Below are 14,015 nucleotides of genomic sequence, written 5' to 3'. Positions count from 1 at the left end.
CGTTCCCGGCCGTTCCGCGTCCGATCAGGTCTGGGACTGGGGCTGGGTCGTCGCCGCCGGTGCGGCGGCCTGCGCCTGCGCCGCGTGACCGGCCTGCCGCTCGCCGCGCTGCTGCCCCGCGATGCGACGGGTCTCGACGTAGAGCGGTTCGGCGGGGTCCACGCCCCACCGGTGCAGGTAGATCAAGAGCTGGTTGATCACCGTGTCGTACTCCACCAGCAGGCCGCTGTTCGGCTTCGTCAGGGTGTCCAGGTGGACGATCCGGTCGAACGTGGCCTGGTCGATCTTCTCCTTCTCCTTGAAGCTCAACGCGTACGACATCAGCCTGGTCTTGCTGAGGGTGTAGTCCAGCTTCCCCTCGAAGAGCCGCCTCTGGCTGTTGTCGAGCCCGGCGAACTGGTGCAGGCGCGTCCGCAGGAGTTCGATCTCGTTCTTGCGCCCGACGGCCAGCTGCGCGACCTGGTCGTCCGTCGCCCCGCGCTGGAACAGCAGCAGGATCTCGGTGTTGGCGTACGCCTCACCGGCGTCCACGTGGGTCAGCTCGTGGGTGAGGGCGCCGAGCCGTTCCGTCGTGCCGAGCGGCGGGTTGCTCATGTTCTTCAGCGTGTACTTCCCGGGGCTGTCCGGGCCGGCCAGCGTGGTGCCCGGCGTGCCGACGCGGAAGTCCACCAGGTCCCGGTGGGCCAGCAGGTCGGTGAGGACGTCCCGGGTGATCTGCGGCACGGCCTGGTCGACGCGCATCCGGGCCAACAACCCCAGGTCGTCCTCGACGACGAGCCGCTGCTCCTCCGCGGTGAGGCTGCCGGCGACGTGGCTCTGCCACTCCATCAGCTTGGAGGAGACGAAGACGAGGTCGTCCTCGGTGGCCGCGTTCCCGTTGCCGATCTCGGCCAGGAGGAGCTCCTGGGCCCGCAGGAGTGCGCGCAGCCGGTCCACCCGGTCGGTCTGCCCCTCGGCGTCGATCAGGGCCTGGTAGATCACCTGGTGGCCGGCGGCTCGTTGCTTGGTCTCCTGCACCAGTGCGGGCACGGTGACGGCTTTCAGCTCGTCGTGGGCCTCCCGGTTCACGTCGCCGACCTGCGGCCCGAACGTCTGCGACTTCGACGTGTTGAGGTAGCTCTCGCAGGCGCGGACGAGGTTCTTGAGTGCCGTCCGCCTGGCCGTGAAGTCGTTCTGCGGCACCGCGTGGTAGGCGGCGAGCGCCCGGTCGATCGGCACGACCTTGTTGCCGCGCGACCAGGTGGCCTTGGTGCGGGCCAGGAAGTCGGCCGTGCTGATCATGCGGGCGACGACCGTGCCACCGTCGGTGGCGGACGTGGGCGCCGGTTGTTCCGCGAGCGCGGGGGTGCCACCGGCCATCGCCCGCGCCGCCACCCGTTCCGCCTCGCGCTCGAACCGGTCCGACGGGTCGCTGACGGTGAGCCCGTCGTCGGTGGTCGTCCCGGCGACCGGGCCGCGGCGCTGCTGCACCACGTGGGTCAACTCGTGGGCGAGCCTCTCGCGGCCGGAGTGGGACGTCGTGTCGTACCGGCCCTGCCGGAAGGCGATGTGCGAGCTGGAGGTGTACGCCTCCGCGCCGACCGCCTCGGCCGACTCGTGCGCCGTGCGGTCGGTGTGCACGCGCACGTCGGAGAAGTCCGCGCCGAGCCGTGCCTCCATGTCCGCGCGCACCGCCCCGTCCAGCGGACGTCCCGGACTGCGCAGCACGCCGTGGACGGGCGAGCGCTGGACGGCGACGTCGCCGGCGAGGAGGCGGGTGAGCGCGGCGTTGCCGATCATCCGCTGGAGGGCGATCACCGAGTCGGGTCGCAGTGCCGCCGACAGGTCCGGGTGCGCGCGCGATGCCGCTTCGGCGTCGCCGCGAGGAACCTTGGCGGCGGCGGGGTGGTCGTTGCGCTGTTCCTCGTGTGCGTGCATGTCGCTCCTCGGGGCGCGCCGGTGGTTACCAGACCTAGTGGCCGGCCGTCCCGCGGTGCAGGGCGGAAAGGGCAGACGTGCGGGCAGTCGTGGTGCCCGTGCGGTGGCGTGCGCGCGGAACGTAACAGCGCGGTAACGGTTGGCCGGCCGGTGAGCGGCGAAATCACTCCCGCCTGTTTGCTGTGCGCCATGAACACGAAGGTCACGTCCGTGCTGTTGGCCCTCGGCCTCGCCGCGTCGCTGGTGGGGTGCGCGAGCAACGAGGACAAGTTCGTCGAGGAGCTCAGGGCCGCGGGCTTCGGCAACATCGGCGAGCCGCGCAGCGAGTCCGAGAAGAAGGGCAAGAAGGTCGGCAAGCGGACCGTCAAGTCGTCGCAGAAGGTGATCGAGGTGACGGTGCGGGTCAAGGGCTGCGACCTGGAGTTCGAGAAGGTGTCCGGCCAGGCCGGGTACTGGCTGGACGAGCTGCACGTCAACGGGCAGGAGCCGGACTGGCCCGGCTACCCGGAGAACCTGAAGCAGCAGGACGTCGTGGCCGCGCTCGCGGGCAACCAGCCCAAGCCGGACGGGTTCAAGGACTGCTACAAGCCGAACGAGTCGTAGCGGACGCCAACGCCACCGGAGAGGAGGACGCCGTGCCGCACGGGCGTTCCGACGACGAGTGGGACAGGTTGGTCGAGGAGGGCAAGAGGTTCCTGGTCGAACAGGCGGCCCTGCGGCGCACGACCACGTACACCGAGCTGAACGCCGTGCTCGCCCGCCGCACCGACGTCAGGGGCTTCGACTTCGAGCAGGGGTCCGAGCGGGCCGCGCTCGGCCACCTGCTGGGGCAGATCGCCGACGACTCCTTCGCCGAGACCGGCGGCCTGCTCATCAGCGCGCTGGTCCAGTACATCGACGCGAACGACGCCGGTTCCGGCTTCTACGCCTTGGCGAGGGCCAAAGGCCTGCCGGTGCCCTCCAACGCCGGTGACCGCCAGCTCTTCTGGGCCGGTCACGTCGGCGCGCTGCACCGGCACTACGCCCGGCCCGGACCACGCCGTCGCCCGTGAGGTGGGTGGTGCGGACTGGGGGTTCAGGCCGCACCACCCACGTCGTCAGCGCTGGAACCGAACCGTGTAGGTCCGGTGCCGGGTGCCGTCCTCGCTGGTCACGGTGACCGTCGCGACGCCTTCGGCGTGGTCGGCCTGGGTGACCGCCACCGCCGCGTACGGGTCGGCGGCGACGGCGGTCACCTCGCCCCGCCTGGCGTCGACCCGGTACTCCTCGGTGCTCGGGTCGAAGTCCGGGAGCGGTCGGCCGTCCACGGCGAGCTGCGCCGCCGACGCGTCGGACGACGTGCCGGGCTCCTTGGCGAACACCTCGATCTCGCTCATCGTCAGGTACGTCGACGGACGTGCCGTGAGCACCACCCGGACCGCGTCGGCCGTCGCGCGCACCGGCACCTCCACCACGGGCGCGGGCGCGCCGTCGCCCACGACCGGCACCTCCCCGCTCGCGTCCACCCACGTCCCGTCGGCGTCGCGCACCTGCACCCGCAGGGACTTCGCGTAGCTCGCGGTCGTCCCGTCGCGGTAGAAGTGCACGACGACGCGGTCGACGTCACGGGCGCGCGGCAGCTGGTAGGTGATCGTGTCCGACGGGTTCTTCGTGCCCGACCTCCAGTTCGACCACGCCTTGTCGTTCGTGACGCCGTTGCGCAGGCGGTTCGGGGAGTACCCGTTCTCGGTGAACGTCGCCGACGCCACCACGCCGTCCTCGACCGCCGCGTTGGCCTCGATCGGTTGGGTCACCTGCACCCGCGCGGTCGCGGGGACGGTGGAGCCGTCGACCACCCGCGCCGTGCCGTCGACCACCACCACGCCCGGCGCGGCAGGCGCGGGCGGCGCCTGCCACGTCACCGGCAGCTCCACGGCGCCGCCGCGCGTCCCGACGCCGGTGACGGTGGCCGGCAGCGCGGGCGTGCCACCGACGTACGCCTTGGCGCGCCCGGGCCGGGTGGAGGCGATGGTGTCGACCGTGACGACCGCGGTGGTGTGGAACGTCCGGCCGAGCGGGTCGGTCGCCGTGCCGGGCACCCGGACGGTCCCCGGACGGGCCCACCGGGACTCCGGCACCGGCTCCCACCGCACGGCCAACGCGCCGCCCGTGCCGTCGCGCAGCGTCGCGGGCACGGTCGCCGGCAGCTCCGGCGCGCGCCCCGGCACGGTGAAGACGTCCACGTCCCGCGCGCCGAGCACGGTCCGGTCGGCCACGGTCCACCGCTGGTTCGGCCCGGAGTTGGGCACGCCGACGCCCACCGGCGCGCCGTCACCGGTGGCCTGGCCGGTCACGTCGAGCAGGCGTCCGGTGGCGGCGTTGACGAACGTCCAGGAGCCGTCCCCGGTGGTGGACATGACCCACTGCGCGGCCGGGTCTGCCTCCCCCGCCGGTTCGAGCGCGAGGCCGCTCCCGCGATCGGCCAACCGCCGGCCGTTCACGGCGTGCGTCACCGTGTGGCGGGACCGGTTGCCCAGGCCCTCGGTGACCTCCTCCAGCCGCCACAACGCGCTCGCGTCGGACTGGTCGGGGTTGACGGCGCGGATCACGGCCGAGCCGCCGTCCGCGGTCGGCGCCAGCGCCTTGCCGCTCTGCACGCCGGTCAGGCGGTACACGTGCCCGTCGCGCACCAGCGCCGCGTCCTTCGCCACGCCCTTGACGCCGTCGACGACGAACGTGGTCACGGACTTCGCGGGCACGGTGAGCGTGGCCGTGCGGCCGTCGACCTCCACGGGCGTGCCGCGGACCAGGGCGTTGCCGGCGTCGGACACCACCGGGGTGACGGTGGCGTGCGGCAGCACCACGCCGAACCGGGACAGGTCGAGCGTCACGGCGCGCCGGCGGTCGGAGCTGTTGACGTGGACCACGGTCGCGGAAGCGCCGTCGGCCGACACGGCCGCCAGGCTGGACGTGTCGTCCACCTTGACGACGTGGTCTCCGGGGCGCACGAAGTGGGTGAAGTTCCGGATCGTGTTGAACTTCGTGTTGGTGCGGACGGGGCACGTCTCCAGCGTGGCGTCGGGCGCGCAGTCGAACGGCACCTGGACCGTGCCCCAGTTCTTCCCCGCCGCGAACTGCGGGTTGTAGTCCTCGATCGCCTGCCACAGCAGCCACGCGGACGGTTCCAGCTCCCGCACGTCGGCGACGATCCGCTCGGCGATGCCGAGGCCCGGCTCCATGTCGGTGAAGCTGTGGCGGTTGCCCCAGGTGCCGTCCACCTCGCTCATCCACAGCGGCTTGTCGGCGCCCTTGGCGATGTCCCGCGTCGACGTCCGGTCACCCGTGCCGTACGTGTGCACGTTGAGCTGGTCGACGGCCGCGCGCGCCTCGGCGTTGTAGCCGTTCCAGTTGGTCCGGAACCGGCCGGAGTCGGTCTCGTCCATCGCGGACAGGCGTGCGCCGACCTGCGAGCGGCTCAGCGCCTCGCGCAGCGCGAGGACCACGCTCTGCTGCAGGGCCGGGCCGGCGTGCGCGCCCTCCTGGCGGCCACCGGTCGGCTGACCGTCCGGGCCGAGCTGCGTGCCCCAGTAAGGCGTGTTCGGCTCGTTCAGCGGCTCGATGAGGTCGATCTCGATGCCGTGCGCCCGCTCGATGTGCTCGGACACGCGGACCAGGTACGTCGCGAAGTCGTCCACCCGGTCGGCGCGGATCTGGTCGGCGCTGGGGTCGAACCCGCCCGACACGTACCCGCTGACGGTCTGGAACCACGGCGGCGAGTTGCTGAACGCCTCCCAGGTGTCGACCCGGTCCTTGATCCGGTCGATCCACCACCGCTGGTTGGCGTCGGCGTCCCAGTTCCAGTGGTCCGGGTTGTCCGGGTCCCACCAGTCCACGTCCTCGCGCGTGGTGCCCTCCGGGGCGCGCCAGAAGCCCGGCATGGTCGCGCCGGCCTTCATGTAGTCCGTGCGGACGTCCGGCGCGTTGCCGCCGCCGATGTTGTAGCGGGCGATGTTCAGCCGCAGCCCGTCCTCGCCGAACAGCAGGTCGGCCAGGCGCTCGCGGACCTCGTCGGGGTAGCCGCCGGTGGCGTTGGCGAACCAGACCAGGCTGGTGCCCCAGCCCTCGAACTCCTGGTGCCGGTAGGACGGGTCGGGCCGGACGGTGACGGGCTGCGCCTCCGTCGCCTGCGCGACGGCGGCGGGCGGTCCGGCGGCGGCGACCAGGCCGCCCGCCAGCACGGCGGCCAGGCCGAGGTGGGCGAGTCCGCGGGGTCGTCGGTGCGGTTTCATCGTCGTCGGTCTCCTCTTCAGGGACGGGAAAGCGCTTGCCTAGAAGTCGTTCCGAAGCCGCGCCGGTTGCCGGGATCGCCGCTCAGGGCGCGGCGCGTCCGTCCACCCACGCGAGCAGCACGGCGGCTTCGCGGCCCAGGACCGCGGGGTCGTCACCCGGCACGAACTCCAGCAGGAGGTCGACCGGGTCGGCGGCCAGCAGGTCCAACGCCCGCCGCCACAGGCCCTCCCTGGCGGTCAGCGGCAGCCGGGTCGTGCCCGGCCACCACGAGAACACGTGCACCGCGGCGACCCGGTGGCGCAGCAGGGCGAGGCCCGCCAACGCGGGTTCGTCCGGCTCGTCCACGGAGGGTTGCCAGTACGTGCCCAGCGCGGGGTGGTCGACCGCGTCGAGCAGGTCGAGCGTCGCCCGCGGGGTGTCGGCGAGCGTGCCGCCGTGGAACTCCAAAGCGATCGTGAGGCCCCGTTCGGCGGCCGCCTGCGCCGCCTCCCGCAACGCCGACACGACCCGGTCACGGGTGGCGCGGGAGGCGTCCGCGGACCCCTCCACCCCCGCCCACACCCGGACGCGCGGCGCGCCGAGGCCGACCGCCGCGTCGGCGACGTCGGCGAACCGCTCGACGGGGTACTCCCCCGCCTTCCAGTACGACCCGTAGGAGCACGTGGTCAGCCCCGACGCCGCCGTGAGCCCGCGGACGGCGTCCACCCGGCCGGGCGGGGCGTGGACGTCACCGCCCCACTCGACCACGCGCAGCCCCGCCTCCGCCGCGACGCGCAGCACGTCGGCCGGAGCCAGCGCCCGCAACGTGACGGAGCACAACCCGACCCGTTCCGACCGGTCCGCCACCGCACACCTCCCTTGGAAAGCGCTTTCCGGTTGCGGCGCACGACGGCGGTCGCAACAGGGCGCGATCCTAGTCCCGAGCCAGCGGAGCGGTGATCGCCCGCGTGTTGCCGAACACCACGTACAGCAGGGGCGCGCAGGCCACGAGCAGGCCCGCGAGCGGTTGGACCAGCACCACGGCGACGGCGAGCCCCAGCACGGCGGCGTTCGCCAGACCGAGGTACCAGCGCCGGGCCACCAGGCCGAGGCACGCCCGGACCAGCGAGCCGGTCCGCACGGTTCCCGACGTCGTCGCCAGCACGAGGATCACCGCGACCACCGTCGCCACGACCAGCACGGTGGCGGTCACGAAGAACGGCACCAGCGCCGGTCCCCACGCCGAGCGGTGGACGACGGCCGCGTCGAGCGCGAGCACGACCACCACCGCGGCGCCGCCGAACCACACCGCCACCGCCCGTCCGGCCGCACGGCGGTAGGCCGCCGCGAACGGCCGCCAGACGCGCGTCGACCCGGAGTCGTGCTCCGCGAAGCAGCCGAACACCCCGGCCAGCGCCGGCGCGCAGAACCCCGACAGCACCACGAAGAACGGCCACGACGCGAGCGGGTCGCGCACCACGGCCAGCGCCAGCAGCAGCGGGGCGCAGCCCACGGCGAGCAGCACGTTGGCCATCAGGCCGACGTACACCATCCCGAAGACCTTCTCGTAGGTCTCCTGGGAGGCGGGGCGCAACAGCCGTGCCGTCACCGCGCTCACCCCTTCAGCCCGGTCGTCGCGATGCCCCGGATGAAGTACCGCTGCCCCAACAGGAACACCACGAGGATCGGCAGCACCGACAGCACCGCGCCGGTCATGATCATCGCGTACTCGGCGTCGTACTGCCCGACGAACGACCGCAGGCCCAGCTGGACGGTCCACAGCTCGTTGCTCGTCAGGTAGATGAACGGCCCCATGTAGTCGTTCCAGGTGCCGACGAAGCTCAGCAGCGCGAGGCTGGCGAGGGCCGGCTTGGACAGCGGCAGCACGATCCGCCGGTAGATCCCGTACTCGCTCAGCCCGTCGATGCGCGCGGCCTCGCACAGCTCGTCCGGGATGGACAGGTAGAACTGCCGCATCAGGAACACGCCGAACGCGCTGAACGCCTGCAACAGGATGATCGACCAGTACGTGTTCGTCAGCTCCATCCGCTGCATCATGATGTACTGCGGCACCATGTACGCCTGCCACGGCACGGCGATCGTCCCGATGTAGGTCAGGAACAACGCGTCCCGGCCGGGGAACCGCACCTTGGCGAACCCGTACGCGGCGAAGCTGCCGGTGAGCAGCTGCAGGCACGTGATCGTCACCGACAGGAACACCGAGTTGCCGAGGTACGTGGTCATCGGGACGCGGTCCCAGATCTCCACGAAGTTCGACCAGCGCAGCTCGTCGGGGATCCACTGGATGGGCACGGTGAACACCTCGTTGTCGCGCTTGAGCGACGCGGAGAGCATCCACGCGAACGGGACCAGCACGAGCAGTGCCACCGCGATCAGGGCGACGTAGGTGAGCACCGGTCGGGCGACCCGCCACGCCCGCCCGCGGGACTTGTTCCCCGCCGCCGGGTCCACCGGTGGCGCGGCCCGTCGTGCCGCTTCGCGCAACGTGGTCATCAGGCGTTCCTCCGCTCGTTGAGGCGGAACTGGAGGACGGTCACCGTCAGCACGATCACGAACAGCACCAACGCGATCGCCGACGAGTAGCCGAAGTGGCCTTCGGTGATGCCCTCGCGGTACACGAGCTGCGAGAGCACCAGCGTGCTCCGCCCCGGCCCGCCGTTGGTCATGACGACGATGAGGTCGAGCACCTTGAAGCTCTGGATCGTCAGCATGACCAGCACGAAGAACGTGGTCGGCCGCAGGCTCGGCAGCGTGATGTGCCGGAACCGGTCCCACGTGGACGCGCCGTCGACCCGCGCGGCCTCGTAGTACTCCTCCGGGATCGACTGGAGGCCGGCCAGGTACAGCACCATGTAGTACCCCATGTCCCGCCACACGCTGGTGATGATCACCGCGGGCATCGCCCAGTCGGTGCTCGCCACCCAGCCGGGAGGGTTGTCGACCCCGATCGCGCCGAGGAACTGGTTGACCGGGCCCATCGTGGGGTTGAACAGCATGTTCCACACCACGGCGACCGCGACGAGCGACGTGACGTAGGGGAAGAACGCCGCGGTGCGGAAGAAGCCGACGCCGCGGATCTTCCGGTTCAGCACGATCGCCAGGCCTAGCGCGGCGACCATGGTGAGCGGGATGTGCCCCGCCGCGTAGTACAGCGTGTTGGTGAGCGCGACCCGGAAGTTCTCGTCCTCCAGCATCTCGGCGAAGTTGTCCAGGCCGACCCACTCGGGCGCGCGGTAGGAGTCCCACTCCATGAACGCCAGGGCGAACGCCGCGATCACCGGCACGAGGGTGAACAGGGCGAACCCGAGGAAGTTCGGGAGGATGAAGCTCCAGCCGATGAGGGTGTTGCGCCGGGTCCGGCGCCGCCGGGCGGAACCGCGGCGCGGCCCTGCCGGCGCCGTCACCGGCGGTGGTTTCGTCTGCGTCACTGCGTTGGCCATGCTCGTCCTCGTGCTGGTGGCGGCGGGGGCGTCGACCTGGGGCGCGGATCAGTCGGTGACCTTGCGGACCCGGTCGCGCATGGAGCGGATGCCGTCCTCGACGGACTTCTCGCCCACCATGATCAGGTCGTGCTCCTCCTTCAGGATGGTGTCGACGTCGGCGGTGTGCTCGCTCACCGGCATCTCCAGCGCGATCTCGTCGGGCTTGAGAGCCTTGGCGGTCTGCTCACCGGTGGGCATGCCCTCCAGCGACGCGTACTCCTTGGTGATCTCGTCGCTCCGCAACGCGGGCATCACGCCGACCTTCGTGATGGCCTTCGCGCCCTCGGCGCCCGCCGCGAACTCCACGAACTTCCGCGCGGTGGCGGTGTGCTTGGCGTTCTTGTTGACCGCGAAGGCGGTCGGCGAGCCGAACGTCGTGACGCCGGACGCGCCGGGCCGCTGCGGCATGGGCGCGATGCCCCACTCGACCGCGGTGGCGCCCTTGGCCTCGGCCTGCATGATGCCCGCCGTGTACCAGGTGCCCATCGGCAGCATGGCCGTCGCGCCGGTCTCGAACATGGTGCGGTAGTTGGCCTGCTGCGACGTCGCGCTGCCGAAGTCGAGCGCGGCGCCCGCCTCCTGCAGGTCGAGCACCACCCGGTACTGGTCGGCGAAGAACTCGAAGTCGCCGGTGATCTGGTCGCCGCCGGCCTGCGCCGCCGCGATGGCGTGCACCACGGACCGCCAGGTGTGGTGGTAGGTGCCGTAGACCTTGCTGCCGCCCGCGTCCTTGGTGAGCTTCTTGGCAAGTTCGGCGTACTGGTCCCAGGTCAGGTTCTCCGGGTACGCGACGCCGGCGTCGTCGAACATCTTCTTGTTGTAGTAGAGGAGCCAGAAGTCCTGCCGGTACGGCAGCGCGAAGTACCTGCCCTCCTGCTCGAACGCGTCGAGCCCGGCCAGCTCGGTGGTGTCCTTGTCCTTCACCAGGTCCGTGACGTCGTCGAGCTGGCCGCGACCGGCGTAGCGGGCGTAGTCGGTGACGTTCTTCATGGTGATCACGTCGGTCGTGTCGCCGCCGGCGAGCATCGTCGTGACCTTGGTGGGGTAGTCGGCGGCGAGGATGTCGACCGGCTGCACGGTCACGTCGGGGTTGGCCTTCTCGAAGGCGTCGAACAGGGCCTGGAACTCGGGCGTGCCCTGGAGGTTCCAGACCGCCACGCTCAGCGTGACCGGCCCGCTCTCGTCGGCCTTGCCGCCCGAACCGCAGCCGGCGGCGAGGAGCGACAACGCGGTGAGCGCGACGAGCGCGCCGCGGGCGCGGCCTCGCCGTCCGCCCGCCCGGGGGTTGTTCGGAGTCACCATTGATCCGTCTCCCTTTCCCACTTCATCCGTGGTGGTGCGGCAGGGTTGCCGCGGTCGAGCCACCGTCCGGCCAGCGCACGTCCACCCGGCCGGATTCCTGGTCGAGCACGATCTCCGGGACGTCGCCGGGCCGGCCGCCCGGTGCGGTCGCACCCAGTCCGATCGCCGCGGCAGCCCACCTGCCGGGCGTCACCTCTCCCGCTCCCCACGGGGTGGCGCTGCGCGGGCCCAGAGGGCTCGCGTCGTCTTCGTCGTCGGCGCCGACCCGGTCGAGGCCGGGTCCGGCCACGAGGACCGAGGTGAGGCCGCCGGACCGGACCTCGACGCGTCCCCGCTCCCGCACCACGGCGGGGCCGTCGCCGGCCAGGGGCCAGCCGCCGATCCGCAGCGCGGTCACGTCGCGCGGTCCGGTCGCGTCCCCGTCGTCCGCCAGCGGGTCCACTCGGACGCACCGCACCTCCCACGGCCCGCGCACGACCGACACGGTGGTGACCACGGCGACGTCCCGCGCCACGCCCCGCCGCCCGGAACCGTGGTCCGGCTGGCCGGGTTCCGGGTCGAGCCAGTGGACGCGCGCGGCGGACGCGCCCACCACCGCGTCGCCCACCCGCTCGACGCTCAACGTCCGCATCCCCGCCCGGTGGGTGGCGACGCCGGAGCGGTCCAGCAGCACGACCGACTGGTCCACCGGTGACGTCCACGCGCGTTCCGACAGCAGCGGCGCGGTCGCGGTGGAGTAGCCGAGGCGCGTGTAGAGGGGTGAGTCGCCGACCGACCCGCCGACGACGTCGTGGTCCGTGCCGTGGTTGACCACCCGCACGATGCCGTCCGCGCGGGTGGACGAGACCAGCCAGCCGGGCGGCGTCGCGACCCACGTCCGGTCGTCCCGCTCCACCGGCAGCGGCTCCTCGACGGCCGTCCACACGGGATGGTCGGCGGGCAGCGCGAGGCCGATCATGCCCTTCGCGGCCCAGTAGGGGGACGACGGCCCGGAGTAGCTCTGCGCCAACGGCCGCCACTCGCCGTACCACCCGAGGGTCAGCAGACCGCGGTCGTCGGGCGCGCCCCGGTCGGCGAAGTGCCCCACGATCCCGGACGCGGCCCGCCGCAGCAGACCGGGCGACGTCGACGGGACGCCCGCCAGCGCGCCGGCCCACAGCGGCGCGGCGGCCGCGAAGCGGTAGACCAGGCTGCGGCCCTGCACGAGCGGCGCGCCGTCGGCGCCGACGAGGCCCACGTAGTCGAGGAGGAACCGGTCGAGGCGGCTCACGTCGAGGGCCGCGCGGTCGCCGGCGAGGTCCGCCGCGCCGCGCATCCGCGCCCACAGCACCGGGTAGAGGTGCAGCGCCCAGCCGCCGTAGTGGTCGAACGAGCGCTCGTCGCCGTCGGCGAACCACCCGTCGCCGCGGTAGAACGAGTCGTGCGCGGCCAGGTCCGACGCGACGTCCTCGGCCTGCCACGGGCCGCCGACCGACCTCAGGAACGTCTCCACGACGATCCGGAACCACACCCAGTTGCACCGCGGGTAGGTGTCGTCACCGACGACCGCGGAGAGGTAGTCGACCACCCGCTCGCGCACGGCGTCGGTCAGCCGGTCCCACAGCCAGGGTCGCGTCAGGTCGAGGACCAGCGCGATCGAGGCCGCCTCCACCTTCGCCTGCGCGTGCTCCTCGGGACGCGGCCATCGCTCCGGCGAGGACGGGTCGGTGCCCGCGTCGAGGCCGCGCGCGTACCGGTCGGCCAGGCCGAGCGGGTCGCGGCCGTCCTCCCCCGCGAGCCGGAAACCGGCGAGCAGGAACGTGCGGGCGAAGCCCTCCAGCCCGTCGACGGCGGAGCCGTAGCCGCCGGGCGCGCCGGGCAGCGTGACGCGGGCGTGCCCGGGCGAGGTGTGCGGGCGGACGGCGAGAAGCATCCGGTCGGCCAGGTCGGCCCACCGGTCGCGCGTCCAGCCCGTGATCGGCGAGAGGTCCGCGGTCACGCGCTCTTCCCCAGGGTGTCCGGCGTGACGGCGGCACGCGGCGGTTGTCCGGTCAGGTAGCGCTCGAGCTCGTCGATCGCGCTGTCGCTCATGCGCCGCGTCTCCGAGCCGAGCGAGCCCGCGATGTGCGGCGTGATCATCACGTTGGGCAGGTCGTAGAGGACGGAGTCGGCGGGCAGCGGCTCGGGGTCGGTGACGTCGAGGATCGCGTCCAGCCGCCCGGTCGCGCACTCGCGTTCGAGCGCGGCGGTGTCGAGCACGGCGCCGCGCGCGGTGTTCACGACGGTCGCGCCGTCCCGCAGCACCGCCAGTTCGGCGGCCCCGATCAGGTGGCGGGTGGAGCGCAGCGCGGGGACGTGCAGCGTGAGCACGTCGACGGCGCGCAGCAGGTCGGGCAGCTCGACCAGCCGCGCGCCCGCCGCCGCCACCTCGGCGGGGTCGGCGTACGGGTCGGACACGAGCACCGTGACGTCGAGGTCGCCGAGCCGTTCCACCACGCGGCGGCCGACGCGGGAGAAGCCGACGACGCCGATCGTGCGGCCGCGGTTGGTCAGCTCGCCGCGCCGCGCGACGTAGGACCAGTCGTCGCGGTGCGCGCGGGCGTCCTGGGCGAGGAACGGCGCCTTCTTCCCGGCGAAGACGATCGCGGCGAGCGTGAACTCGGCGACGGGGACGGCGTTCTCGTCGGCCGCGTTGGTGACCAGGATGCGCCGCCGCCACACCTCGTCGGTGACGAAGGAGCGCACGCTGCCCGCGCCGTGGAAGACCGCGCGGAGCCTGGGCGCGGCGGCGAGGCGCTCGGCGGTGAGCGGCGGGCAGCCCCACGAGGTCAGCAGCACGTCGACGTCGCGGAGCCTGCGCCGGACGGCCGGCGAGTCGAGTTCGGCGGTCGAGAGCGGGTCGCCGAGGCCGACGAGCCGTTCGAGCCGGTCCAGCTGCGGCTGCTGGAACTGGACCCGGAAGTGGTCCGGCTCCATGACGAGCAGCGCTTGGGGTCGTGGGTGTCCGTGGGTCACGCGGAGTCCTTTGCGGCCGGAGCGCTCGAACAGTGCGCCGATCATGTGTGA

The 14,015-nt window shown here is 72.5% G+C and carries 11 protein-coding genes; 2 read left to right on the top strand and 9 right to left on the bottom strand.

Going from position 1 to position 14,015, the window contains the following annotated elements; translation table 11 throughout:
- Positions 1 to 24: 24 nt before the first annotated feature.
- Positions 25 to 1,917, bottom strand: a complete 1,893-nt coding sequence (locus ACRAKH_RS12610) for an eCIS core domain-containing protein (protein ID WP_380729541.1) — start codon at positions 1,915 to 1,917, stop codon at positions 25 to 27.
- A 189-nt stretch (positions 1,918 to 2,106) separates the two neighbouring features.
- Here ACRAKH_RS12610 and ACRAKH_RS12605 point away from each other — a divergent pair, with 189 nt between their 5' ends.
- Together ACRAKH_RS12605 and ACRAKH_RS12600 are read left to right on the top strand one after the other, a co-directional pair.
- Entirely contained in the window at positions 2,107 to 2,520 is a 414-nt protein-coding gene (locus ACRAKH_RS12605; protein WP_380729543.1) for a hypothetical protein, read from the top strand.
- A gap of 32 nt (positions 2,521 to 2,552) precedes the next feature.
- Positions 2,553 to 2,969, top strand: coding sequence for a hypothetical protein (locus ACRAKH_RS12600; protein ID WP_380729546.1), 417 nt, complete (start codon positions 2,553 to 2,555; stop codon positions 2,967 to 2,969).
- 45 nt (positions 2,970 to 3,014) lie between these two features.
- On the opposite strand, the gene ACRAKH_RS12595 is transcribed toward ACRAKH_RS12600, so the two are convergent.
- The 8 genes from ACRAKH_RS12595 to ACRAKH_RS12560 form a co-directional block, all read right to left on the bottom strand.
- Entirely contained in the window at positions 3,015 to 6,185 is a 3,171-nt protein-coding gene (locus tag ACRAKH_RS12595) for a glycoside hydrolase (protein ID WP_447009830.1), read from the bottom strand.
- An 82-nt stretch (positions 6,186 to 6,267) separates the two neighbouring features.
- Positions 6,268 to 7,032 (bottom strand): sugar phosphate isomerase/epimerase family protein, encoded by a 765-nt coding sequence (locus tag ACRAKH_RS12590; protein WP_380726988.1) that lies wholly within the window; start codon positions 7,030 to 7,032, stop codon positions 6,268 to 6,270.
- A gap of 67 nt (positions 7,033 to 7,099) precedes the next feature.
- Entirely contained in the window at positions 7,100 to 7,774 is a 675-nt protein-coding gene (locus ACRAKH_RS12585) for a hypothetical protein (RefSeq protein ID WP_380726990.1), read from the bottom strand.
- Positions 7,775 to 7,779: 5 nt separating this feature from the next.
- On the bottom strand, positions 7,780 to 8,679 hold the full coding sequence (locus ACRAKH_RS12580) for a carbohydrate ABC transporter permease (protein WP_380726992.1): 900 nt from the start codon (positions 8,677 to 8,679) through the stop codon (positions 7,780 to 7,782).
- A complete protein-coding gene (locus ACRAKH_RS12575; protein ID WP_380726994.1) occupies positions 8,679 to 9,626 on the bottom strand; it encodes a carbohydrate ABC transporter permease in 948 nt (315 codons plus the stop codon). Before ACRAKH_RS12575 ends, ACRAKH_RS12580 begins: the two co-directional genes overlap by 1 nt.
- Positions 9,627 to 9,674: 48 nt before the next feature.
- A complete protein-coding gene (locus tag ACRAKH_RS12570; RefSeq protein WP_380726996.1) occupies positions 9,675 to 10,970 on the bottom strand; it encodes an ABC transporter substrate-binding protein in 1,296 nt (431 codons plus the stop codon).
- Positions 10,971 to 10,992: 22 nt separating this feature from the next.
- Entirely contained in the window at positions 10,993 to 12,948 is a 1,956-nt protein-coding gene (locus ACRAKH_RS12565; RefSeq protein WP_447009829.1) for a DUF2264 domain-containing protein, read from the bottom strand.
- Positions 12,945 to 13,964 carry a hydroxyacid dehydrogenase gene (locus ACRAKH_RS12560; protein ID WP_380727000.1) on the bottom strand — a complete coding sequence of 340 codons (1,020 nt, stop codon included), beginning with the start codon at positions 13,962 to 13,964 and terminating at the stop codon, positions 12,945 to 12,947. The genes ACRAKH_RS12565 and ACRAKH_RS12560 overlap by 4 nt, the downstream gene beginning before the upstream one ends.
- Positions 13,965 to 14,015 lie beyond the last annotated feature (51 nt).

This window comes from Saccharothrix hoggarensis (genome assembly GCF_052936025.1).
This window is presented reverse-complemented; position numbering and strand designations above follow the sequence as displayed.

Bases quoted from the DNA above. Each gene is read 5' to 3' on its own strand.
- ACRAKH_RS12605 (WP_380729543.1), top strand. From the start codon at position 2,107: ATGAACACGAAGGTCACGTCCGTGCTGTTGGCCCTCGGCCTCGCCGCG.
- ACRAKH_RS12595 (WP_447009830.1), bottom strand. From the start codon at position 6,185: ATGAAACCGCACCGACGACCCCGCGGACTCGCCCACCTCGGCCTGGCC.
- ACRAKH_RS12575 (WP_380726994.1), bottom strand. From the start codon at position 9,626: ATGGCCAACGCAGTGACGCAGACGAAACCACCGCCGGTGACGGCGCCG.
- ACRAKH_RS12580 (WP_380726992.1), bottom strand. From the start codon at position 8,679: ATGACCACGTTGCGCGAAGCGGCACGACGGGCCGCGCCACCGGTGGAC.
- ACRAKH_RS12570 (WP_380726996.1), bottom strand. From the start codon at position 10,970: ATGGTGACTCCGAACAACCCCCGGGCGGGCGGACGGCGAGGCCGCGCC.
- ACRAKH_RS12610 (WP_380729541.1), bottom strand. From the start codon at position 1,917: ATGCACGCACACGAGGAACAGCGCAACGACCACCCCGCCGCCGCCAAG.